Annotated in this window: 20 protein-coding genes and 1 pseudogene; 5 read left to right on the top strand and 16 right to left on the bottom strand. The window is 71.7% G+C overall.

The features are described from left to right. Positions 1-216 precede the first annotated feature (216 nt). From IT293_16665 to secA, 5 genes are read right to left on the bottom strand one after another with little or no spacing between them, the layout of a single operon-like run. Positions 217-1656: an amidase gene (locus IT293_16665; GenBank protein ID MCC6766294.1), complete on the bottom strand. Its 1440-nt coding sequence runs from the start codon at positions 1654-1656 to the stop codon at positions 217-219. Further along, positions 1653-2180 carry an SET domain-containing protein-lysine N-methyltransferase gene (locus IT293_16660; GenBank protein MCC6766293.1) on the bottom strand — a complete coding sequence of 176 codons (528 nt, stop codon included), beginning with the start codon at positions 2178-2180 and terminating at the stop codon, positions 1653-1655. The genes IT293_16665 and IT293_16660 overlap by 4 nt, the downstream gene beginning before the upstream one ends. Next, a complete protein-coding gene (locus tag IT293_16655; GenBank protein ID MCC6766292.1) occupies positions 2180-2686 on the bottom strand; it encodes a hypothetical protein in 507 nt (168 codons plus the stop codon). The genes IT293_16660 and IT293_16655 overlap by 1 nt, the downstream gene beginning before the upstream one ends. Positions 2687-2704: 18 nt before the next feature. Continuing rightward, positions 2705-3916: a bifunctional glutamate N-acetyltransferase/amino-acid acetyltransferase ArgJ gene (gene argJ, locus IT293_16650; GenBank protein MCC6766291.1), complete on the bottom strand. Its 1212-nt coding sequence runs from the start codon at positions 3914-3916 to the stop codon at positions 2705-2707. 22 nt (positions 3917-3938) lie between these two features. Next, a complete protein-coding gene (gene secA / locus IT293_16645; protein ID MCC6766290.1) occupies positions 3939-6638 on the bottom strand; it encodes a preprotein translocase subunit SecA in 2700 nt (899 codons plus the stop codon). 152 nt (positions 6639-6790) lie between these two features. Between secA and IT293_16640 the strand changes: the two genes are divergently transcribed. From IT293_16640 to IT293_16630, 3 genes are all read left to right on the top strand, one after another. After that, positions 6791-8050 carry a metallophosphoesterase gene (locus tag IT293_16640; GenBank protein ID MCC6766289.1) on the top strand — a complete coding sequence of 420 codons (1260 nt, stop codon included), beginning with the start codon at positions 6791-6793 and terminating at the stop codon, positions 8048-8050. Between the two features lie 50 nt (positions 8051-8100). Further along, positions 8101-8712 (top strand): DUF2238 domain-containing protein, encoded by a 612-nt coding sequence (locus IT293_16635; GenBank protein MCC6766288.1) that lies wholly within the window; start codon positions 8101-8103, stop codon positions 8710-8712. Between the two features lie 166 nt (positions 8713-8878). Beyond that, positions 8879-10120 (top strand): hypothetical protein, encoded by a 1242-nt coding sequence (locus tag IT293_16630; GenBank protein MCC6766287.1) that lies wholly within the window; start codon positions 8879-8881, stop codon positions 10118-10120. 36 nt (positions 10121-10156) lie between these two features. Here IT293_16630 and IT293_16625 read toward each other — a convergent pair whose 3' ends face one another. From IT293_16625 to rlmJ, 4 genes are all read right to left on the bottom strand, one after another. Then, the gene (locus IT293_16625) at positions 10157-10855 is read right to left on the bottom strand and encodes a hypothetical protein (GenBank protein MCC6766286.1); all 699 of its coding nucleotides are present in this window, start codon (positions 10853-10855) and stop codon (positions 10157-10159) included. Positions 10856-10917: 62 nt separating this feature from the next. Next, positions 10918-11685, bottom strand: a complete 768-nt coding sequence (locus IT293_16620) for an SDR family NAD(P)-dependent oxidoreductase (protein MCC6766285.1) — start codon at positions 11683-11685, stop codon at positions 10918-10920. Between the two features lie 28 nt (positions 11686-11713). After that, positions 11714-12487 carry a crotonase/enoyl-CoA hydratase family protein gene (locus IT293_16615; protein ID MCC6766284.1) on the bottom strand — a complete coding sequence of 258 codons (774 nt, stop codon included), beginning with the start codon at positions 12485-12487 and terminating at the stop codon, positions 11714-11716. An 87-nt stretch (positions 12488-12574) separates the two neighbouring features. Beyond that, positions 12575-13444, bottom strand: a complete 870-nt coding sequence (gene rlmJ / locus IT293_16610; GenBank protein ID MCC6766283.1) for a 23S rRNA (adenine(2030)-N(6))-methyltransferase RlmJ — start codon at positions 13442-13444, stop codon at positions 12575-12577. Positions 13445-13547: 103 nt separating this feature from the next. Between rlmJ and IT293_16605 the strand changes: the two genes are divergently transcribed. Continuing rightward, on the top strand, positions 13548-15656 hold the full coding sequence (locus IT293_16605) for an AAA family ATPase (protein ID MCC6766282.1): 2109 nt from the start codon (positions 13548-13550) through the stop codon (positions 15654-15656). Next, a complete protein-coding gene (locus IT293_16600) occupies positions 15653-15922 on the top strand; it encodes a hypothetical protein (GenBank protein MCC6766281.1) in 270 nt (89 codons plus the stop codon). Before IT293_16605 ends, IT293_16600 begins: the two co-directional genes overlap by 4 nt. Positions 15923-15932: 10 nt before the next feature. Here IT293_16600 and IT293_16595 read toward each other — a convergent pair whose 3' ends face one another. The 7 genes and pseudogenes from IT293_16595 to IT293_16565 all read right to left on the bottom strand — a co-directional run bounded on the left by IT293_16595 (position 15933) and on the right by IT293_16565 (position 20895). Continuing rightward, positions 15933-16733 (bottom strand): glutamate racemase, encoded by an 801-nt coding sequence (locus tag IT293_16595; protein ID MCC6766280.1) that lies wholly within the window; start codon positions 16731-16733, stop codon positions 15933-15935. Next, positions 16733-17812: a radical SAM protein gene (locus tag IT293_16590; protein ID MCC6766279.1), complete on the bottom strand. Its 1080-nt coding sequence runs from the start codon at positions 17810-17812 to the stop codon at positions 16733-16735. The genes IT293_16595 and IT293_16590 overlap by 1 nt, the downstream gene beginning before the upstream one ends. Before the next feature lie 249 nt (positions 17813-18061). Beyond that, positions 18062-18457, bottom strand: coding sequence for a GFA family protein (locus IT293_16585; protein ID MCC6766278.1), 396 nt, complete (start codon positions 18455-18457; stop codon positions 18062-18064). Positions 18458-18479: 22 nt separating this feature from the next. Beyond that, a complete protein-coding gene (locus tag IT293_16580; GenBank protein MCC6766277.1) occupies positions 18480-18956 on the bottom strand; it encodes a hypothetical protein in 477 nt (158 codons plus the stop codon). A gap of 51 nt (positions 18957-19007) precedes the next feature. Continuing rightward, positions 19008-19493, bottom strand: coding sequence for a hypothetical protein (locus IT293_16575; GenBank protein MCC6766276.1), 486 nt, complete (start codon positions 19491-19493; stop codon positions 19008-19010). Then, positions 19483-20340, bottom strand: coding sequence for a glycosyltransferase family 2 protein (locus IT293_16570; GenBank protein ID MCC6766275.1), 858 nt, complete (start codon positions 20338-20340; stop codon positions 19483-19485). Before IT293_16570 ends, IT293_16575 begins: the two co-directional genes overlap by 11 nt. A 3-nt stretch (positions 20341-20343) precedes the next feature. Then, positions 20344-20895, bottom strand: a pseudogene (locus tag IT293_16565) (YihA family ribosome biogenesis GTP-binding protein). Positions 20896-20908: the final 13 nt, after the last annotated feature.

Genomic DNA, 20908 nt, shown 5'->3' with positions numbered 1-20908 from the left:
GGACATGCGGCGCTCGGCGTCCATCGGACGGCCGCGCGAAAGCGCGCCACGGAGCTCGAAGTGCGCCACTACGGCGCAATACCGAGCGTCGAGCTGCGCTGATCCGGATCAGACCGGACGCTCGGCACGCCGATCCGGCGCGATCGCGCACCCGGGGTGCACCTCGTTCGGTGACGCCCGCCGCGGGTCAGGGCATGACCCGACGTCCGGCGGACGCTAGGCGATGATCGGCGGATGTCGATCGATCCACGGCCGCGCGCGCTCGAGCTGCGCTGCGACCCGCAGCAGCAGGTCCTCGCGTCCGTAGGCCGCGACGAGCTGCACGCCGATCGGCAGGCCGTTCGCGTTCCACGCGAGCGGCAGCGAGATCGCCGGTTGGCCGGTCATGTTGAACGGGCCCGTGAAGGCGCACAGGGCCTGGGCGCGCAGCCCCGCCATCATCGGGTCGACGCCGTGGAATCCTCCGAGCGCCCACGGCGGCTCGGGCAAGGTCGGCGTCAGCAGCACATCGAAGCCGCCGGCCCACCAGTCGGCGACGCGCCGGGTGTACCCGAAGAGCCAATCGGCGGTCATGAGGTACTGGCGCGCGCTCACGACGCGTCCCATCTCCGCGAGCGCCCAGTTGAACGGCTCGACGTCCTCGGGACCGAGGGTGCGGCCGAGGAGCTCGCCGACGGCGTCGAGGATGCGCGCGGTGGAGGTCGCGAACATGATGCCGAAGTGCTGGAACGTCTCCATGTCGTCGAGCGCCGTCGGATGCGACGACTCGACGCGATGGCCGAGCTCTCCGAGCAGCGCCGCGGCGCCCTCGACGGCCGCTACGCAGTCCGGATCGACCATGGTCGACCCGGCCGGCGCCTGCGTCATGACGCCGATGCGGAGCGTCCCGGGATCGGCGCCCACCTCCTCGCGGTAGGGCCGTTGCGGAGGCGGTGCTCCGTACGGATCGCCCGGCATGAGCCCCTCGACCACGTCGAGGAACGCCGCCGTGTCGCGCACCGTCCGGCTCACGCAGCCCTCGACCGCGAGGCCGCCGACGCCGTCGCCGAGATCCGGTCCGAACGAGACCCGCCCGCGCGAGGGCTTCAGGCCCACCACGCCGCACGCGCTCGCCGGGATGCGGATCGATCCGCCCCCGTCGTTGGCGTGGGCGACCGCGACGACGCCCGCCGCCACGGCGGCCGCGGAGCCGCCGCTCGACCCGCCGGGCGAGCGCGTCGGATCCCAGGGATTGTGCGTCGGGCCGTAGGTCAACGGCTCCGTCGAGGGGATCGTGCCGAGCTCGGGCGCGTTGGTGCGGCCGAGGAAGACGAACCCGGCCCGGCGGAGCTTGGTCACGAGATGCGTATCGTGCGGGGCGAGGAAGTTGGCGTCTCGCAGCGCCTGCATCCCCATGTGGTAGGCGTCGCCGGCGCTGTAGCCGAAAATGTCCTTGAGCAGCATGGGGACGCCGTGGAAGGGCCCCGCCGGCAGCCGCGGGTCGACCGAGGCGGCGCGGGCCTTCTCGTAGAGCGGCGTGATGATGGCGTTCAGCGCCGGGTTCACGCGCTCGGCGCGGGCGATCGCCGCCTCCACGAGCTCGCGCGGCGTGACCTCCCCCTGGCGGACGAGCGCGGCCTGCGTCACGGCATCGAGCCACTGATACGGATCGTTCATCGGGACCTCGACTTTCGTTTCGTGGCGGCGGCGGATCGGCGGCGGCGCCGCGGTCGCACGACGATCGTGCCCCGACAGCGCACCGTACCGCAACGGCAAGCGTAGCGGCGGCGCCAGTCCCGCGGCAGCGGCGACGGCGCCTCCATGTTGTAATCGTAGGTGAGCTCCGCGCCGGCCGGGATCTCGCGAATGCTGGTGATGAAGATGCGCCCGCCGATCTCGTCGGCCTCGCAGTTGGGATCGCACGAATGGTTGACGTAACGCGCCGCGCGGCCGCCGACCCCGCCGTCGATGACGACCCTGCGATTCACGGTGAAGAGCAGGACGAACGCGTCCGGCTCCTTCGCGGCGTAGTAGCGCTCGCCGGCTTCGTCGTGCGAGATACGCTCGCCGAGGTACTCGAGCAGCAGCGTCCCCTTCGGAATGGCGCGGGCGGTGAAGACGCCGAGCCCCGCGAGCGGCGAGCGGCGGACGCTGAGATAGCGCGGTTGGCGGAGGGCCCGGTCCGGGATCGGCGGAGGCATCAGTCGAAGTCGCGATCGAGGACGGTCTTGCGGCCGTGCGCGCGCGCCTGGTCGATCGCCTGGTCGCAGAGCGCGCGCACGCGGTCGGAGAGCGCGTCGGCGACCGCGTCGGAGGTGTTCATGCCGGAACGGGCGCGGACGTACGCCTTCAGCTTCGACACGACGATCAGGACGTCGCGCGGGATGGGCGCCGCGGATGGGCCCGCCGCGCCCGATGGACGCGGCGGCGGCACGGAAGCCCGCGGCGGCGCCGCGGGCCGCTCCGCTTCCGCCCGCTGGCGCGCCGCCCACGCGGCGGCGGTCGGCGCGGTCTCCTCCTCGGCCCACGCGTCGCGGTGACGCAGTACCGGTACGTGCGCATCCCAGCACGGGACCGAACAGAACGCGAAGTCCGTCCCCTTGCGGCTGCAGGTCGACACGCTACAGCTGAAGTAGCCGCTGCCGAACGCGATCGGCTTCTTGCAGGTGTTACAGCGCTTCCAAGTGGCAGCAGCTTCGCCGGTCACGCCCGCCCCTCCTCTTCCTCACGTCGAGTAGTCGGAATTGAACTTCACGTAGGCGGGCGTGAGATCGCTCGCCACGAGCGTCGCCGCGCCATGCCCACCGGCCGCGAGGTCGACCGTGACGTCGACCGCGCCGCCGCGCATGCCGCGGGCCGCACGCGCCACGACCGCCGGCGCCTCCGGCACGCCGCGCCGCAGAACCCGCACGCCGGCGATCGTGACGCTCAGCCGGTCGGCGTCGAGCGGCACGCCCGCGTAGCCCGCCGCGCACGCGATGCGGCCCCAGTTGGGATCGCCGCCGAAGAGCGCCGTCTTCACGAGCTGCGACTCGCCGATCGCGCGCGCGGCCCGCCGTGCGTCGGCGGCCGTGCGCGCGCCGGCGACCGTGATCCGCATGCGCTTGGTCGCGCCCTCGCCGTCGGCGACGACCATGTCGGCGAGCGCCTCGAGAAGACCGGTGAGCGCCCGCTGGAAGCGCCGGCCGTCCGGGCTCGCCGGCGCGAAGCGCGCGTTTCCCGCAACGCCATTGGCGAGCATCAGCACGGTGTCGTTGGTGCTGCAGTCGCCGTCGACGGTGATCGCGTTGAAGGACGTCGCGACCGCCTCCCTTACGAACGTCCGGAGCGCAGGGGCCGCGATCGCGGCGTCGGTCACGACCGTGACGAGCAGCGTCGCCATGTCGGGCGCGATCATCCCAGCGCCCTTCGCCATCGCGGCGATCGTGACGGTGCGCCCGCCGACCCGCACGCGGCGGGCACCGGCCTTCGGGAACGCGTCGGTCGTCATGATCGCGCGCGCGGCGCGCCAGAAGCCGCCGTCGTCGAGGGCGGCGAGCGCCGCGGCGACGCCCTTCCGCATGGGGGCCGCCGGCAGCACGACGCCGATCTTCCCGGTCGAGCACGGCAGGACCGCGCTCGCGTCGATGCCGAGTCCGGCGGCGACGTGCGCGCAGGCATCGCGCGCCACCTTCATGCCGGCCGCCCCCGTGCAGGCGTTGGCGTTGCCGCTGTTGATGACCACCGCCTGGGCCCGGCCGCGCTCGAGGCGCTCCATGACGATCCGAACGGGCGCCGCCTTCACGCGATTGCGCGTCACGACCCCCGCCGCCACCGCCGGCACGTCGGAGACGATGAGCGCCAGGTCCGGCCTCCCCGACGCCTTGATCCCGCATGCGACGCCCGCGAACAAGAACCCCGGAACGGCAACCGGCGTTTCGACGACGTCGAGCTTCATGGGCGCAGCGAGCCGAGCGGGGTCAGTGCGCCGCCCCGCAACACTTCTTGTATTTCTTTCCGGAGCCGCAGACGCAGGGATCGTTCCGCCCCACCTTCGGCGCGTCGCGCTTGACGATCTCGGGTTGCGCCGCCTCCGCCGCGCCGCCATGGGTCATCGACATCTTGGCCTGGCGCTGCTGCTGCTTCTGCTCCATGCGCTCGACGTCTTCCTCGCGGGCGAGCTGGACCGTGAAGAGCTTCTCGATGATGTCGGCGTCGAGCCGGTTCATCAGGTCCTGGAACATGTCGAATCCCTCCTTCTGGTACTCCTGCAGGGGATTCTTCTGGCCGTACCCACGGAGCCCGATGCCCTCCTTCAGGTGGTCCATCGCGAGGAGATGGTCCTTCCAGAGCGTATCGATCGCCTGGAGCATGATGACCTTCTCGAGGTGGCGGAGGACGGGCGCGGTGAACGTCCGCTCCTTTTCCTCGTAGAGCGCGCGCACGCGGTCGACGACCAGCTGCTGAGCATCCTCGGTCGCCAGCCCCTCGCGCTCCGGCTCCGGGAGACTCATGCGCAGGCCGAACTGCCGGAAGAGCACGTCGTCGAGCGCCCGCCAGTCCCACTGGTCGGGCGACTCGTCCTTCGAAAGCTGGGTCGCCACGATCCCGTCGGCGAGTTCCTCCGCCGTCTCGAGCACCTCGTCCTTCAAGCTCTCGGCCGAGAGCACCTCGCGCCGGCGCGCGTAGATGACCTCGCGCTGCTTGTTCATGACGTCGTCATACTCGAGGAGGTGCTTGCGGATGTCGAAGTTGTGGGCCTCGACCTTCTTCTGGGCGTTCTCGATCGCCGTGTTGATCCAACGGTGCTCGATCGGCTCGCCTTCCTCCATGCCGAGGCGCTCCATGATCTTCTGCACGCGCTCGGCACCGAAGATGCGGAGCAGGTCGTCTTCCAGCGAGAGGAAGAACCGCGAGCTGCCGGGATCGCCCTGGCGCCCCGATCGGCCGCGCAGCTGGTTGTCGATGCGCCGGCTCTCGTGGCGCTCGGTGCCGAGGATGTGGAGGCCGCCGGCTTCCAGCACCTGCTCGCGCTCGCCCGCGCATTGCGCCTTGTACTTCTCGAGCGCCGCCTGGAACGCCGGGTCTTCGGGGTCGCGCGTCCCGACCTCGTGCGCCGCCATGAACTCGGGGTTGCCGCCGAGGACGATATCGGTGCCGCGGCCCGCCATGTTGGTCGAGATCGTGAGCGCGCCGAGCCGGCCAGCCTGGGCCACGAACTCGGCCTCGCGCTCGTGCTGCTTCGCGTTCAGCACGTGGTGCTTGATGCCGACCTTCTTCAGGAGGTTCGAGACATGCTCCGACTTCTCGATCGAGATCGTGCCGACGAGGATCGGCTGCCCTTTCTCGTGGCGCTCGCGGATGTCCTCCACCACGGCGTCGAACTTCTCGCGCTCGGTCTTGTAGACGACATCGGCGTTGTCCTTGCGGATCATGTCGCGGTGGGTCGGCACGACCAGCACCTCGAGCTCGTAGATCTGATGGAACTCGGTTGCTTCCGTGTCGGCGGTGCCCGTCATGCCGGCGAGCTTCTCGTACATGCGGAAGTAGTTCTGGAACGTCACCGTCGCGAGCGTCTGGTTCTCGCGCTCGATCTTGACGTTTTCCTTCGCCTCCACCGCCTGGTGGAGGCCGTCGCTCCAGCGCCGGCCCGGCATGAGGCGGCCGGTGAACTCGTCGACGATCAGCACCTCGCCGTCCTTCACGACGTAGTCGACGTCGCGCTTGTAGATGGCGTGGGCGCGGAGCGCCTGGTTCACGTGGTGGAGCGTGTCGATCTCGCCCGGATCGTAGAGGTTCGGGACGCTGAGCGCGCGCTCGACCTTGGCGATGCCTTCCTCCGTGAGGATGGCGTTCCGCGTCTTCTCGTCGACCGTGAAATCGGTCTCCTTCTGGAGGCGGGGGATGACGCGGTCGATGACGTAGTATTTCTCGGTCGATTCCTCGGCCGGGCCCGAGATGATCAAGGGCGTTCTGGCCTCGTCGATCAGGATCGAGTCGACCTCGTCGACGATCGCGTAGTTGAAGAGCTTCTGGACCGTCTTGCCCTTGGCGTCCTGGACCTCCTTCGGGAAGGTCCGATGGACGTAGTCCTCGAGGGCAAACTTCATGTTGTCGCGCAGGTAGTCGAAGCCGAATTCGTTGTTCTGACCGTAGGTGACGTCGGCGTTGTAGGCCTCCTGGCGTTCCCGGTCGTTCAGTCCGTGCAGGATCACGCCGACCGACAAGCCGAGGATCTTGTAGAGCCGCCCCATCCACTCGGCGTCGCGGCGGGCGAGGTAGTCGTTCACGGTGACGACGTGGACACCCTTGCCGACCAGCGCGTTCAGATAGACCGGGAGGGTCGCCACCAGCGTTTTCCCTTCGCCCGTCTTCATCTCGGCGATCTTGCCGCTGTGGAGCACCATGCCGCCCACCATCTGGACGTCGAAGTGGCGCATCCCGAGGACGCGCCCCGAAGCTTCCCGCACGACGGCGAACGCTTCGGGCAGGAGGTCTTCGAGCTCCTGGCCGTTGTCGAGGCGCTCGCGGAACTCGACCGTCTTGCGGCGCAGCTGCTCGTCGGTGAGCGCGGCAAGCGCTGGACCGAGCTCGTTGATCTCCGCGACCAACGGCTGCATGCGCTTGATCTCGCGCTCGTTCCGGGTGCCGACGATCTTCCGGACGAGGGTCTTCAGCATGAATCGTTACTCATAACCCAGTCGTCGGGGTGCCGCAAAGCGGGGGCGGCGCATGATGCCGAGCGGGACGGTCCCCGCCGCATACGGAAGGCGACCACGCGTCCGACGGCTCATGGGCGGCGGCGTCTCTCGTCCTGTGCTACGTCAACCGGATGGCGAACGGCGTCTCCACGACCCTCCCGTCGGCGCGGACGAGCGATCTCGGGGAGCGTCTGCGACTCGGGTTCTTTCGGGTCTTCTTTCGACTCCTCCTCGCGGCGATCGCGGTCGGCGAATGGCTCGTGATCGCCCGCGTGCTCGCGCGCTCCGGCATCGCGCCCGCTCCCGCGCACCATGCGCTCGGCGTCGTCGGCTTCTACGGCGTGAACCTGATCCTGGCGCGGCGCCTCGCGACGCGGCCGCGCGGCCCGCTCCTCGCCGCCTACGCGGGCTTCGCCTTCACCTCGGTATTCGCGGCGCTCGTCCTGGCGAGCGCCGAGCTCGCGTGGACGCTGCTGCGCGTGACCGCGCCTCCCGGCGTCGCGCTCGCGGCGTTCGCGCCGCCCGTCGATCCCGCGCGCTGGCAGCCGCTCTTCGAGGCGGTCGTCGACGCGGCCCTCGTCTCGACCGGCGCGCTCTTCCTCTTCGGCTACACCTACGGCCGGCGCGCGCTCGCCATGACCCGGACGACGATCGCGATCCCGGCGCTGCCGGCGGCGTTCCGCGGATTCCGGATCGTCCACTTGAGCGACCTTCACATGGGCGCGTACCTCGATCGCGCGGAGCTCGCGCGCCACGTCGAGCGCGTGAACGCGCTCGCGCCCGACCTCGTCTGCATCACCGGCGACCTCGTCGATCGCGCCGTCACGTGCGCGGGCTGGTTCCCGGTGCTCGCCGGCCTGAAGGCCCGGCACGGAGTCCTCGTGACGCTCGGCAATCACGACGTCGCGGCGGGCGCCGACGCCGTGGCGGAGGGCCTGCGGAACCTCACGCCGTTCACCGTGCTGCGAAACGCGCGGGTGGAGATCGAGCGCGACGGCGACCGTCTCACGATCGTCGGCCTCGACGACCTCGGGCGCGACTGGGCGCGCGGAGTGCTCGAGCACCCTGCCCTGCCCGGACTCACCCGCGATCTGCCGGCGGAACGCCCGCTCGTCGTGCTCACGCACCGCCCCGACTGCTTCGAGCAGGCCGCCGCGCTCGGCGCGCATCTCGTTCTCGCGGGGCACACGCACGGCGGCCAGATCGGCCTGCCGACGCCGGTCCGTGGTCGCGTGCGGAACTTCGCCGAGGTGATCACGCGCTACGATCGCGGGACGTTCCGCTCCGGCGCGGCGACCCTCGTGGTCAGCAACGGCCTCGGCTTCACCGGACAACCGATCCGCCTCTTCACGCCGCGCGAGATCGGCTGTCTGGAGCTCCGGCCGGCGTGAGCCGGACGCCGAGAACGGCGCGGCGCGCGCGGACGCGGCGGCGCGACCTCGTGCCGGCGACCTGCCTCGGCGTCTTCCTCGTCGTCTGGGTCGCGCTCGCGATCGCGCCGCGCTTTCGCGAGGATTGGTTCCTCGAGAATCTGCCGACCTTGGTCGCCCTGCCGCTGGTCGTCTGGAGTTCCCGACGCTTTCGCTTCAGCGACCGCGCCTACGCGCAGGGCACCCTCTTCGCGATCCTGCACACGATCGGCAGCCACTACACCTACTCGGAGGTGCCGATCGGCGACTGGATCCGCGACGCCTTCGGCCTCGGCCGCAACCACTACGACCGTTTCGTGCACTTCGCCTTCGGTCTCCTCATGCTGCGTCCGGTGCGCGAGCTCGGCTTCGGCCGCGGCCAGCACCGCCGGCCCGGCGAGCTCGGCACGCTCTACTTCAGCATCGCCGGCGTCGCGCTCTGGAGCGCGCTCTACGAGATCGTCGAGTGGCTGACGGCGCGCGTCGTCGATCCCGCCGCCGGCACCGCCTTCCTCGGCACGCAGGGCGACCCGTGGGACGCCGAGAAGGACATGGCGTGCGCGCTCGTGGGCGCGCTCGTCGCGGCCGCGCTCGCGGCGGCGCGCGCGCGCACCGGACGCCGCCACGAGCCCCCTCCCGCGTGACGGCCTTTCGCCCGAGAGGACGGGGCCCCGAGACTCCAACGACGCAACGTGGCGCGCAGGGCGCCGACAAGCCGAAGAAACCAGTGGTGCTCGCTGGAAATCCGGGCGATGATGCCGACCGCGATCCGGCTCGAGCCGAGCGATTCGCGATCGAGGAGGCCACACGATGAAGGAACGTGCTCGCTTCGTGAAGGTCGTCGCTGCCGCGATCGCGTTGGCGATCGGCTTCGCCGCTCGGGTGCACGCGCAGGACACCTGCGACGTCCAGATCGCCCTCGCTGATCCGGGTCCGCTCCCGCTCATTGCGTACGGCCTCGACTACTCCGGTGCGGGCGGCTCCTTCATCGGGTTGGGCTTCACGCCCGTGTGCACGAAGCTCGCCGCGTTCGAGAACACGATCTGGGACGACGACGCCGGGAAGCTTTCGAACTTCGTCGCCTCCCAGACCGGCCTGAGCGCTCCCCAGGTTCTGATCTCCTGCGTGTTCGCGCTCGACGGCGGGTTCCCGTGCCCGCCACCGTCCGCCTTCACGGTCACCGACCAGGACTTTCCGCCGTTCGAGCTCACGGAGTTCGAAGACCTCTTCCCGGGCCTGGTGCCGCCGGCGCTGACCATTACCGTGACGCCGCGGACGCCGGTCTGCGGCGACGGCTTCAAGGAAGGCTTCGAGCAATGCGACGACGGCAACACCGGCGACGGCGACTGCTGCTCGTCGAGTTGCACGCTCGACGCCGCCGGCACGGTCTGCGACGACGGCAGCGTCTGCACGTCCGGAGAGACGTGCGATGCGACCGGCGCATGCATCAACCCGACGTCCGTCGTGACGTGCGCGGACGGCGACCCGTGCACGACCGACGTCTGCGACGCGACCCTCGGGTGCACCACCGCTGCGGTCCCGGCCCCGGCCTCCCAGTGTGCCCATGGTGACCACGGAAGCCTCATCCTCCGTGACGACGGCGGCGCGAAGCGGAAGCTGCAAGCGCTCGTGGCGTCGCACCGGGCGGTGACCCCCGCCGAGGTCGGCGATCCGACCAACGACACCGACTACGCGCTCTGCATCTACGACGAGACGGCGAACGTCGGCGCTCTCGCCGCGCGGATCGACGTGCCCGCGGGCGCCGGCTGGCAGGCGGCCGGCCCGACCCGCGTCCAGTACAAGGACGCCGCGGGAACCGTGCACGGCGTGCGGCGGCTCCGTGTCGATGGCAAACCCACGGGTGCGAAGGTGAAGCTGAGCGCGAAAGGGCCGAGCGTACCGCTCCCCGGCCCCGCGGCGCCCGACCGTTATTTCGTCCGCGACCCCCATGTGATCGTCCAGCTCCGCAATAGCGCCGGCGGGTGCTGGACCCTCCGGCTCTCGGACGATCAGAAGAACAGCGCGACGGAGTTCAAAGCGAAGCGGAAGTAATCCGAGCGAGCGCCGACGCATCGATCCAGCGGACGTTCAAAGGCGCCGGGACCCGAGCAGCACCGCGAAGACGACGACGTGGGCGAGGTTCGGGGCCGCCGGAATCGCGAAGGCGGCGAGCAGCGGCACCGGCGCCGCACCGGCCGCGATCGCGAACGTCACGACGAGCGGATTGCAGAGCGCGAGCGCGCGTGGGAAACGCGTCCGGCCGCGTGCCACCGTCACGGCGAAGACGAGGGATCCCAGGGCGATCGCCGCACCGACGACGACCCAGAGCGGCAGCAGGAACGCCGCCTCCGGCAGCAGGAGCATCGCGTCGGGTGCGGTCGGCGCGCCGGTGCGAAGGGCGACGTGCGCGAGCACGCCCGTCAGGCCGTGGACGACCGCGCCGACGACGCTCCCGACGACGCCGAGAGCGACCACGACACGAGCGGCCCGCGGCGCGGCGTCCGCGAGCCCGGCGCCGAGCGCCCGGTAGCCGAGCGCGTAGAGCGGAATGCCGAGCACGCCGAGATAGTACCCGGCGAGTAGCGTCCCGGCGGGCGGCGACGAAATCCCGAGCCGACCGTCCGTTGCCCACCCGACCCAGAGGAGCCCGAGATCACCGGCGCTCGCAGCGAGCGCGCCCGCGAGGGCGAGGCCGAGGTCCGCGCGCGGCGGCAGCACGTTCGACGCCCGAGCGCTCTGATCTGCTCCAAAGGCGCCGCGGTTGACGCCGAAGGGCGCGAGCTTCATGCCGGCGACGCTACGCGGGCCGCCCGGCTCGGGCAACGGCCGCCTCGCCGCGGCCGCCGACGTCAGCCGAGCCGCTGGCCGTCGTCGACCGTGACGAGCGACCCCGTTAAGAACTCCGCGTGTCGCGAGCAGAGCATGAGAAGCGGCGCGTCGAGGCTCGCTTCGGTCGCGAGCCGGCGGCGCGGGAAGCCGGCGATCTGTTTCTTACCGCCCTCGCTCTCGAACCACGTATCGTTGATCTCGGTCTTCACGTAGCCGGGACAGAGCGCGTTCACCGCGATGCCGTAGCGCGCCCATTCGCGCGCGAGCCCCTGGGTCAGCATCGCGACCGCCGCCTTCGAGGCACAGTACGCGACGAGGCCGGGCAGCGGCTTCTCGGCGCCGATCGACGCGACGTTCACGATACGGCCGCGGATGCCCTGCTCGATCATGCGCGCGCCGACGCGTTGGGCCATGAAGAAGACGCCCTTCACGTTGGTGTCCATGACGGCGTCCCAGTCGGCCTCGCCGAGGTCGCGCGCCATCGCCTGCCCGCTGATGCCGGCATTGTTGACGAGCACGGTAATGGCGCCCGCGACCCGCTCGGCCTCCGCGACGCAGGCGCGCATCGACGCCAGGCTGGTCACGTCGAGCGCGACCGCGTGCGCGCCGCGGCCGGCGGCGGCGAGCCGGCGGCGCAGCGCCTCGAGCCGGTCGACCCGACGCCCGGTCAGCACGACGGTCGCACCGGCCGCGCTCAGGACCTCCGCGAAATGCCGGCCGAAGCCGCTCGTGGCGCCGGTCACGAGCGCGACCTCGCCGGTCAGATCGAAGGTGACGGAAGACGGCATGACCGGCGGACCCGCGGCGCCTCCCGCGCTACTTCCCCTTCCATTGCGGCGAGCGCTTCTGGGCGAAGGCCTGCAGGCCCTCCGAGAAGTCCTCCGTGCCGAACATCTTCGCCATGCCCTCGGCCGACGTCTTCCAGCCGACCTCATCGGGCGCGTCCGCCGTCTCGAGAATCACGCGCCGGCTTTCGCGCACCGCGAGCGGCGCGTTCTCGGTGATCTGGGCGGCGAGCTTCTTCGCCTCGGCGAGCGCCTGCCCCTCGTCGCAGAGCACGTTCACGAGCCCGAAGTGATGCGCGCGCTCAGCCGGAAAATCGAGACGGCCGGTGAGGGCGAGTTCCATCGCGACGTTCCGTGGCAGCTTGCACGGCAGGCGGAAGAGCGCGCCGGCGGCGGCGATCAGACCCCGCTTCACCTCGGGTACACCGAAAACGGCCTTGCGCGACGCGACCACGAGGTCGCAGGCGAGCACGATCTCGGTCCCGCCGGCGAGCGCCGGGCCGTCGACGGCCGCGATGACGGGCTTGGCACGGTCGCGTTTCACGAAGCCCGCGAAGCCGCCGCGCTGGGTCATCATGCCGCCCGGGTCCACGGCCATCTGCTTCAAGTCCGCGCCGGCGCAGAAGATGTAGCCCTTCTCCGTCTTGGCGCCGGTCAAGATGCCGAGCCAGACCGTATCGTCGGCCTCCATCTTGTCGATGGCATCCTCCAGTCCGCGTGCGACGTCGGTGTTGACGGCGTTGCGGGCATCGGGACGGTTGATGGTGATGACGGCGACGGGGCCTTCGGTCCGGTAATCGATCATGGCGGGCCAACGTAGGAGGTCGGCGGCCGTTCGTCCAGACCGCCGAACCTGGAAACGCCGATGCAGCGCTCGATCTTCGTGGGCGGCTCACCACGAGGCGAGCCGCAGCGACCACACGCCCGGGCGGGTCGCGAGCCGCGCGCCGAGAAGCGGCGCGGCCTTCGCGATCGCCGCGAGCGCGCCGTCGGGCGGCCGCACCAGAACGAGCCCGCTGCCGTTCAGGCGCGACCGCTGGTGCTCGAGCGGCGTCGTCACGAGCTCCGCCACGCTCGCCGCGACCCCCGCCGCCTTGAAGCGCGCGATCATCGCGTTCGGCCGGGTCAGGCTCTTCAGCGGATACCAGAGCAGCAGCGTCGCGCGCGGCGCGCGCGCCGCCGCCGCGATCACCGCATCCGGCACTGCGATCCAATCGGGCTTCCGGGTGAACGGCGGGTCGACGAGCGCGACGACGCGCGCACCGTGCGCCTCCGCCTCGGCGACGGCCGCGGGCAACGCGGCGAGCCCGTCGCCGCACGTGATCGCGACGCGCGGCGCGGGCAGCGCGAGCGCGGCCGCGAGCCGGGCGCTCGCCGCCGCGTCGCTCTCCCAGAGCGCAAGCGTCGCCGTCTCGGGCAGTGCGGCGCGCGCGAGCAGCGGCGAGCCGGGATAGCGGTCCGGGGACGCGAGCGCGCGGGAGAGCCGGAGATAACGCCCCGCCGCATCCTCGGCCGCGAGGTCGCCGGCCGCGCGCCAGAGACGACCGATGCCCTCGGTCCACTCGCCCGTCGGTCCGAGCGGGTAGCCGCCCTCCCCCGCGTGCGACTCGACGTACGCGACGACACGATTCTCCGCGGCGGCGCGACGCAGCACTTCCACGAGCACGCAGTGCTTCCAGACGTCGCCGACGTTCCCCGCATGGAAGCGATGGCTGTAGTCGGACGCGTCATCCGGACGGTACCGGGACGGGGAACTCGACACGCGCCGTATGCTAGTCCGCGGCGCCCGCGCGGTCACGTCCGCCCGGACGCGGCACCCGCCCCGGTTCCTTCACGACGACCCGTCCTGCTAGACCTGATCCTCCATGCCCACCGTCGGACCGCCGCCGATCGTCACCGAAGAGCTGGCCCTCCTCGAACGGGTCGCGAAGGCGCTCGACGCTCCCGGGAGCGCCGCGACGGCAACGCCGTCGGAGCGTGCGCTCGTGCAGGAGCTCGATCGGCTGCGTGAGGCGCTCCGCGACGGCACCAAGACGGAGGACCAGCCGGCGCTCCTCGAGCAGTGGCACCGTCACTCGGCGCTCCTGGAGCAGCTGCGGACGTCGCGAGCCCAGCCGCGCGTCAGCGCCGACTCGCCCTACTTCGGACACCTGCGGCTGCGCGAGGAGAGTGGCGACCAGGAGATCCTGCTCGGTAAGGGCACGCACCTCGGCGGCGGCGTCGCGATCGTCGACTGGCGCCACGCGCCGGTGTCGCGCCTCTTCTACCGCTATCGCCAGGGCGATCTCTTCGACGAGGAGATCGCCGGACGCGAGCGGAGCGGCGAGGTGCTCGTGCGCCGCACCGTCACCATCCGCGACCGCCGACTCCAGCGCGTCGACGCGCCCGAGGGCATCTTCCAGCGCGATCCCGAGGCGGCCGACGGCTGGCACCGCATCGCGCCCGAGACCGCCCGTCTCGCGGGCGGCGAAGGCGCCGCGCTCCGCGCCCACGCGATCGGCGAAGGCGCGACCCGGCGACTCGGCGGCCCCCACGACGGCCCCGCGCGCGCCGACAAGCACCTCCCCGACATCGCGGGCCTCATCGATCCGGAGCAGTTCGCGCTCATCACCCGGCCGACGTCCGGCTTCGTCGTCATTCGCGGCGCCGCCGGCTCCGGCAAGACCACGGTTGCGCTCCACCGCATCGCCTATCTCGCTTACGACGACCCGAAGATCGACTCCGACCGCACCCTGGTCGTCGTGTTCTCGCCCGCGCTCCGCGACTACGTGAGCCACGTGCTGCCGGCGCTCGGCGTGCACCAGGTACACGTCCGGACCTTCCACGAATGGGCGCGCGAGATCCGGCGCCGCGTGCTGCCCACGCTGCCGCCCGATCGACGCGAGGACACGCCGGCGGTCGTGCAACGGCTGAAGCTCCACCCCGTGATCCTGGCGGCGCTCGCGGCCCACGTCGCCGACACCCCGGGACCCGCGACGCCGGCGCAGGTGATCGACGACTGGGCGAGCGTCCTGACGCACGCCCCGCGCATTCACGCGGCGCTCGCCGCGAGCGCGCCCGACGCATTCGGCCCGGAGGAGCTCGCGCGGGCGATCGACTGGGTGCGCCGCGAGCACGAGAAGCTCGCCGCCTGGCTCGGCGGCGACCGCACGGCCGAGGCCGAGCTCGACGCCGAGGACGACGCGCTCCTCCTGCGGGCCTGGCAACTCCGCGTCGGCGCGCTGCCCGCGAAAAGCGGTCCGCTGCTGCGCTATCGCCACATCGCCGTCGACGAGGTGCAGGACTTCTCGCCGCTCGAGGTCCAGGTCCTCCTCGGCTGCCTCGATCAGCGCAAGAGCATCACGCTCGCCGGCGACACCCAGCAGCACCTCCTCGAGAACACCGGCTTCACCTCGTGGGCGACCTTCTTCGAGCAGCTCGGCCTGCGGGGCGCCGAGGTCGACACACTCGAGGTGAGCTACCGCTGCTCGCGCCAGGTCGCCTCGTTCGCGGCCGGCGTGCTCGGGCCGCTCCGCGAGGACGATACGCCGCTCCGCACCGTGCGCGAAGGGCCGCCCGTCGAGCTCTTCCGCTTCGCCGACCATGGCGCCTGCGTCGCCTTCCTCGCGGATGCCCTCCAGGATCTCGCCGCGCGCGAGCGCAACGCGTCGGTCGCGGTGCTCACCCCCTCGCGCGAGCTCAGCGCGCTCTACGCGAAGGGCCTGGTCGACAGCGAGGTGCCGCGCACCCGCCAGGTCGCGCGCCAGGACTTCACCTTCGCGCCCGGCATCGAGGTGACGGAAATCGAGCAGGTGAAGGGACTCGAGTTCGACTACGTGATCCTGGTCGAGGTGAGCAGCACGCACTTCCCGGACCGCCCGGGCGCGCGCCGGTTGCTCCACGTCGGCGCCACGCGCGCGGTGCACCAGCTCTGGCTCACCTCGGTCGCGACGCCGTCGCCGCTCGTCCGCGCGGCGCTCGCGGAGACGCCGTGAAGCAGACGATCATGCTCGCGCTCGCCATGCTGGCGAGCGCGATCGTCGTCGCATTCGCCGTCGTCTCGTTGAGCGCCCACGTCCGCGCTCTCACCGAGGACGTCGCCGCGCTCACCCGCGAAGTGATCGCGATCGGCGAGGACGTCCGCTCGCTCGCCGACGACGTCGCGACGCTCACCGACGCGCTGACGGAAGAGGACGGCGACGCGAGCGAGGACGAAACCTGCCCGTCCGACGTCACCGCGCCGCCGCCGAGCGACATCTGATGGCCCCCGCTCAGCGCTCGATGCGAACGGCGGAGTCGACGGCGCTGCCGAGGAAGCGGCTGCCGATCCGGATGAACCGGTCGGGCACGTCGGTCACGAAGAACGACGTCGAGCCCGGCCCCGGCGGCGCGCCGAGGCCGCGCGCCGCGAGCAGCGCCGCAACCTCGCGCGCAGTCTCGGCCGCGGAGTCGACGAGCTGCACCTCGGGGCCGAGGTACGCGCCGATCGTGCGCGCCAGGAGCGGGTAGTGGGTGCAGCCGAGCACGAGCGTGTCGATGCGGCTCTGCCGCAGGCTCGCGAGGTACATCGCCGCCGCCTGCTCGGCGATCGGGTTGTCGACCCACCCCTCCTCCGCGAGGGCCACGAAGAGCGGGCACGCGCGCGTGTAGATCTCGAGCCCGGAGTCGACCGCGCGGAGCGCGCGCGTGTAGCTGCCGCTCGCGATCGTGCCTTCGGTCCCGATGACGCCGATCTTGCGATTGCGAGTCGCGGCGACGGCCGCGCGCGCCCCCGGCTCGATCACGCCGATCACGGGGACGTCGGTCGAGGCGCGGAGCGCGTCGAGCGCGACGGCCGACATCGTATTGCAGGCGACGACCAGCAGCTTCACCCCGGTGTCGAGGAGGAACTTCGCGTTCTCGAGTGTGTACCGGGAAACGACGGTCGCCGACTTCGTCCCGTACGGATAGCGCGCGGTGTCGCCGAGGTAGACGAGGTGCTCGTCGGGCAGCGCCTCGATCATCCGGTGCACGACGGTCAGGCCGCCAACGCCGGAGTCGAAGATCCCGATGCCGAGCTCGCGCGCCGCCATCAGCGGGCCGCGAGGCGCGCGCCGAGCGCCCGCTCACCGAGCGGAGACGCGCCGAAGACGCGCTGCCAGACCTCGGGGGTCTCCATGCAGAGGTAGAGCGGCACGTCCGGCAACGCCGCCTCCACGAAGGCGCGGACGCGGCGATACATCCCGACCCGCAGCGGCTGAAAATCTCGCCACTTGCCGTCGGCGCCCCGCACCAGCTCGCCGGCGAGGAGCGGCGACCCCGGGAAGCGCGCGCGCACCGCGCTGCGGAGCCCGGACGAGAAGCGGAGCGCGCCCATGCTCACCCACGCGACGCGTGCCGCCGGCAGTGTCTCGGCGATCGCGGCGACGAGATCCCGGTAGCCCTCCTCCCAGCCGGCGTGCTCGATCATCGGGTCGAAGTGGATGCCGACCTTGTAGCCCGCCGCGACCACGCGCCGGGCCGCCGCGAGCCGCGCGGCGATCGACGCCGTGCCGCGCTCGGCGAGCGCGACGGCCGCCGCCGGCGCCAGCGACCAGGACACCACCACGCGGTCCTTCGGATCGAGCGCGACGAGGCCGTCGACGGCGTCGGTCTTGGTTTTGAGCTCGAGAAGCGCGTTCGGGCGGGCGGCGAAGAACGGCACCAGTTCCGCGCTGAGGCCGGTCACCGGGTCGAGCGCCAAGCTGTCGGCGAGCTCGCCGGTGCCGATGCGGAAGCGGCGATCGGCGTGCTTGGCGAGGACGAGCGCCAGCTCCGCGAGCGCCGTCTCGGGGTTCACGTACGCGGTGAGCGGGAGATTGTCCGCGAGATATTCCTGCAGGAAGCAGTAGCCGCAGTCCATCGGACAGTTCGCGGCGAGGTTCACGACCAGATAGTTGCAGCAGGCGAGCCCGTGTGTGCCCGCGGGACAATGCCCGAGGAAGCTGCCGCGATGCTCGGCGAGGACCAGCCGGCGCTTCGCGGCCGCAAAGCCGTCGCCGACCATGGCACGGGCCGCGTGGCGATCCTCGATGACGGTGAACGGCACGTCGGGAAGCCGCTCGCGGCAGCGCCGCACCATCGGCGCCTCTTCCGCGCCACGCTCGATCAGGACGGCATCCGGCGTGAACACCCGGGGTACGTAGCACGCGGCCGGTGGAGCCGCTACGGCGCCGGCGCTCAGAGCGGATGCGCCAGGTAGCGTACGTCGGGCGGCGGCTTCGCGCGGAAGGCCGTGTCGGCGACGCCGAGGCGCGCGCCGAGCGCGCGGGCGGGTTGTCGAGCCCGACGCCCCACGTCGGATCGGTGTCGCCGTAGGCCCACCCGGGACCAGCGCCCTCCCCGTCCTCGGGCGGAGGTCGCGGAACGGGAATGCAACGCGCTACCCGCTTCCGACGCCACGCGGCAGCGCCGGCCGACCGTCGGTCGGCGCTGCCCACACAATGCCATCCGCGCACCAGACGTGCGCTACCGGGGGAAACGATTCCGGTGCGTCGAGGCTCGCGGTCGTGACATCGATCTCGGACGGGCGATCCGCATGGGCGTACGTGAGTGGGGTGCCGCACGCCGCGCAAAACGTGCGGGTCACCTCCGGGCTCGATCGGAACCGCGCCGGCGCGCCGCGCACGAACGACACGTCGTCCCCCGCGAAGGTCACCCACGCGACGACGGGAGCGCCAGCCGTCCGCCGGCAGCTGCGGCAATGGCACACGGTCGAGGCGGCCGGGGGCCGGAGGGCGACATAGCGAACCGCGCCACAGAAACACCCGCCTTCGATTGCGTCAGCGCCCACGGGAGGCTCAGGCCGGGCAATCCGGCACGTTCGGGTTCACGGGATCGACTCGCTTGAAGCTGTATTTGCACGTTCCGACGCCGCCGGAGCCGTCCTCGAAGACCGAGAGCGCCTTGAGCGCCGCCTTGAACGTGCTCGCTTTCGTCTTCACGGCGGCGCGCATGATCTCGGATTCCCCTCCGGAGAGCGGTACGTTGTCGTTGGGACACGCAACCAACGCCGCCTCGCCCTTGTCCGGCTTCGCGATGTCGGGGATCGCGCCTCCGTTGTAGCGATAGACACCGTTGTCGAGCTCGGCCGCGATCGCGTTCCCCGACTGCGTGATCCGCAGCGTGCTGGCCTTGTTGCCGCTGGTGAACTTCACGCCGTCGAAGCCCTTGCAGGACCACTTTCCGACCCAGGTGCCGGTGAGGTCGTAGGCCTCCGCCGACGGGCCGACGGCGAGCGCGAGACAGCAGAGAAGTGCGGCGAGCATCACCTTCATGAGGAATCTCCTTTCGGTGGCGACGCTTCTATGCGGTCGCCTGCCGCTCCGCTAGTCGAGGAGCGCGAAGATGCGCGCGAGCGCGTCCGTCGCGCCCGCCTCGGCGAGGCGATCGAGCGCCGCCGCGAGCTCGTCCGCAGTCGCCGCGCGGATCGTGACGGTGACGCCGCCGCCCTCGAACGCCGGGGGCGGCGCGATCGTGACGTTTCGCCCGAGGTCGAGCGCGCGCACGGCCGCCGCGACCTCCCGCTCGCGCGCCGCGAGCCGCGGATAGCGGAGCCGCCGGAGCGCCTCCTTCCAGCGCTTCCAGCGGTCGGGCGACGAGCCCCGCGCCGCGAGCGCCGCGCGGAGCTCCGGGCGGTCGAGCACGCTCGCCGGCCGCGTCCCGTCGCGTACCGCCACGTCATCGAGCCAGTCGAGCGCGTCGCCGAGGTGGTGGGCGCTCGGACGGAGCTCCGCGACGATCGCCGCGAGCACCGTCCGCTCGTCGTCGGCCCAGGCGCCCGTGCGCGCCGCGAGGATCTCGTCACGCGTCATGGATGCCCTCCCACCACGTTTCCGCCGCTTCCGCCAGCAGCCGATAGCGTGCGGCCTCGGCGTCACGACCACGCCGGGCGGCTCCGCCCGCGAGCACGGCGCACTTCCTCCGCAGCACGCCGACGACCGCCACGCGCTCGGACGGCGCGAGCGGCGTCGTCGCGAGCAGCTTCGCGAGCGCCGCTACGCGCCAACGATCGAGCCCCCAGGTCGAGCGCGACAACTGGTCGGCGTGACCGCCGCGCTTCACGACGAGCGGCGCATCGACGAGGCCGACCGGCTCGCGGAGCGCCACCCGGAGCCAGAGCTCGTAGTCCTCGCAGACCGGGAAGCTTGGATCGAAGCCGCCGAGAGCCTCGTAGAGATCGCGCCGGATGACGACCGCCGACGGGCTCACGAGGCAGCGCTCGAGGCAGCGCGGGAAGATGTGCTCTTCCTTGCGGTGCCAAGCGCGCGGATTGCGATGCCGCCCGCGATCGACCCAACGCTCGCCGGTCTGCGCGATCCGGTGCGACGGATGCGCGGCGAGCCACGTCATCTGCGCCGCGAGCTTCCCGGGCTCCCAGAGATCGTCGGAGTCGAGGAACGCGATCCAAGCGCTGTCCACCGACGCGGCGCCCGTGTTGCGCGCGGCCGCGACGCCGGCGTGCGCGCGCCTGAGCACCCGCGATCCCGCGGGCGCGCCGGCGAGCGCGACCTCCGCCGCGTCGGCCGACCCGTCCGTCGAGCCGTCGTCGACCACGACGAGAGCGTGGTCGCGCCAGGTCTGCGCGCGAACCGAGCGCACGGCCTCGACGACCATGGCGGCCCGGTCGCGGACCGGTATCACGACGGCGACCGCCGGCACGGGCTAGCGCGCCCGTCGCGGCGGGGTCCCGGCGCCCGGTCGCGTCCACCCGGTGATCGTCTTCCACGCCGCGGCGACGCCGTCGCCGGTCACCGCCGAGAACGGCACCACGGAGAGCGTGCTCGCCGCCAGGGCGGCGAGGGCCTTCGTCCGCTCGCCGCGGCTCAATTTGTCGATCTTCGTCGCGAGCACGAGCGTTGGCACGTCGAGGGCGGCGAGGAAATCGAGCAGCTGGTGCTCCTCCTCCTCGAGCCCGCGCCGGACGTCGACGATCAGCACCACGCCCGCAAGCACGCCGCGCGTCCCGAGATAGCTCTCGACGAGCGGACGCCAGGCGTCGCGCGCCGCCTTGGACACCCTGGCGTAGCCGTAGCCGGGGAGATCGACGAGCACGAGGCGCTCGTCGATCCCGAAGAAGTTCAGCTGCTGGGTGCGGCCGGGGGTGGAGCTGGTACGGGCGAGGCCGCGACGACCGACGAGGCGGTTGATCGCGGACGACTTCCCGACGTTGGACCGGCCCGCGAAGGCAACCTCGGGAAGGGACGGAGCCGGGAAGCGTCCCGGCTCC

It is taken from the genome of Deltaproteobacteria bacterium (assembly GCA_020848745.1).
Classification (GTDB): Bacteria; Desulfobacterota; Binatia; order UTPRO1; family UTPRO1; genus UTPRO1.
This window is presented reverse-complemented; position numbering and strand designations above follow the sequence as displayed.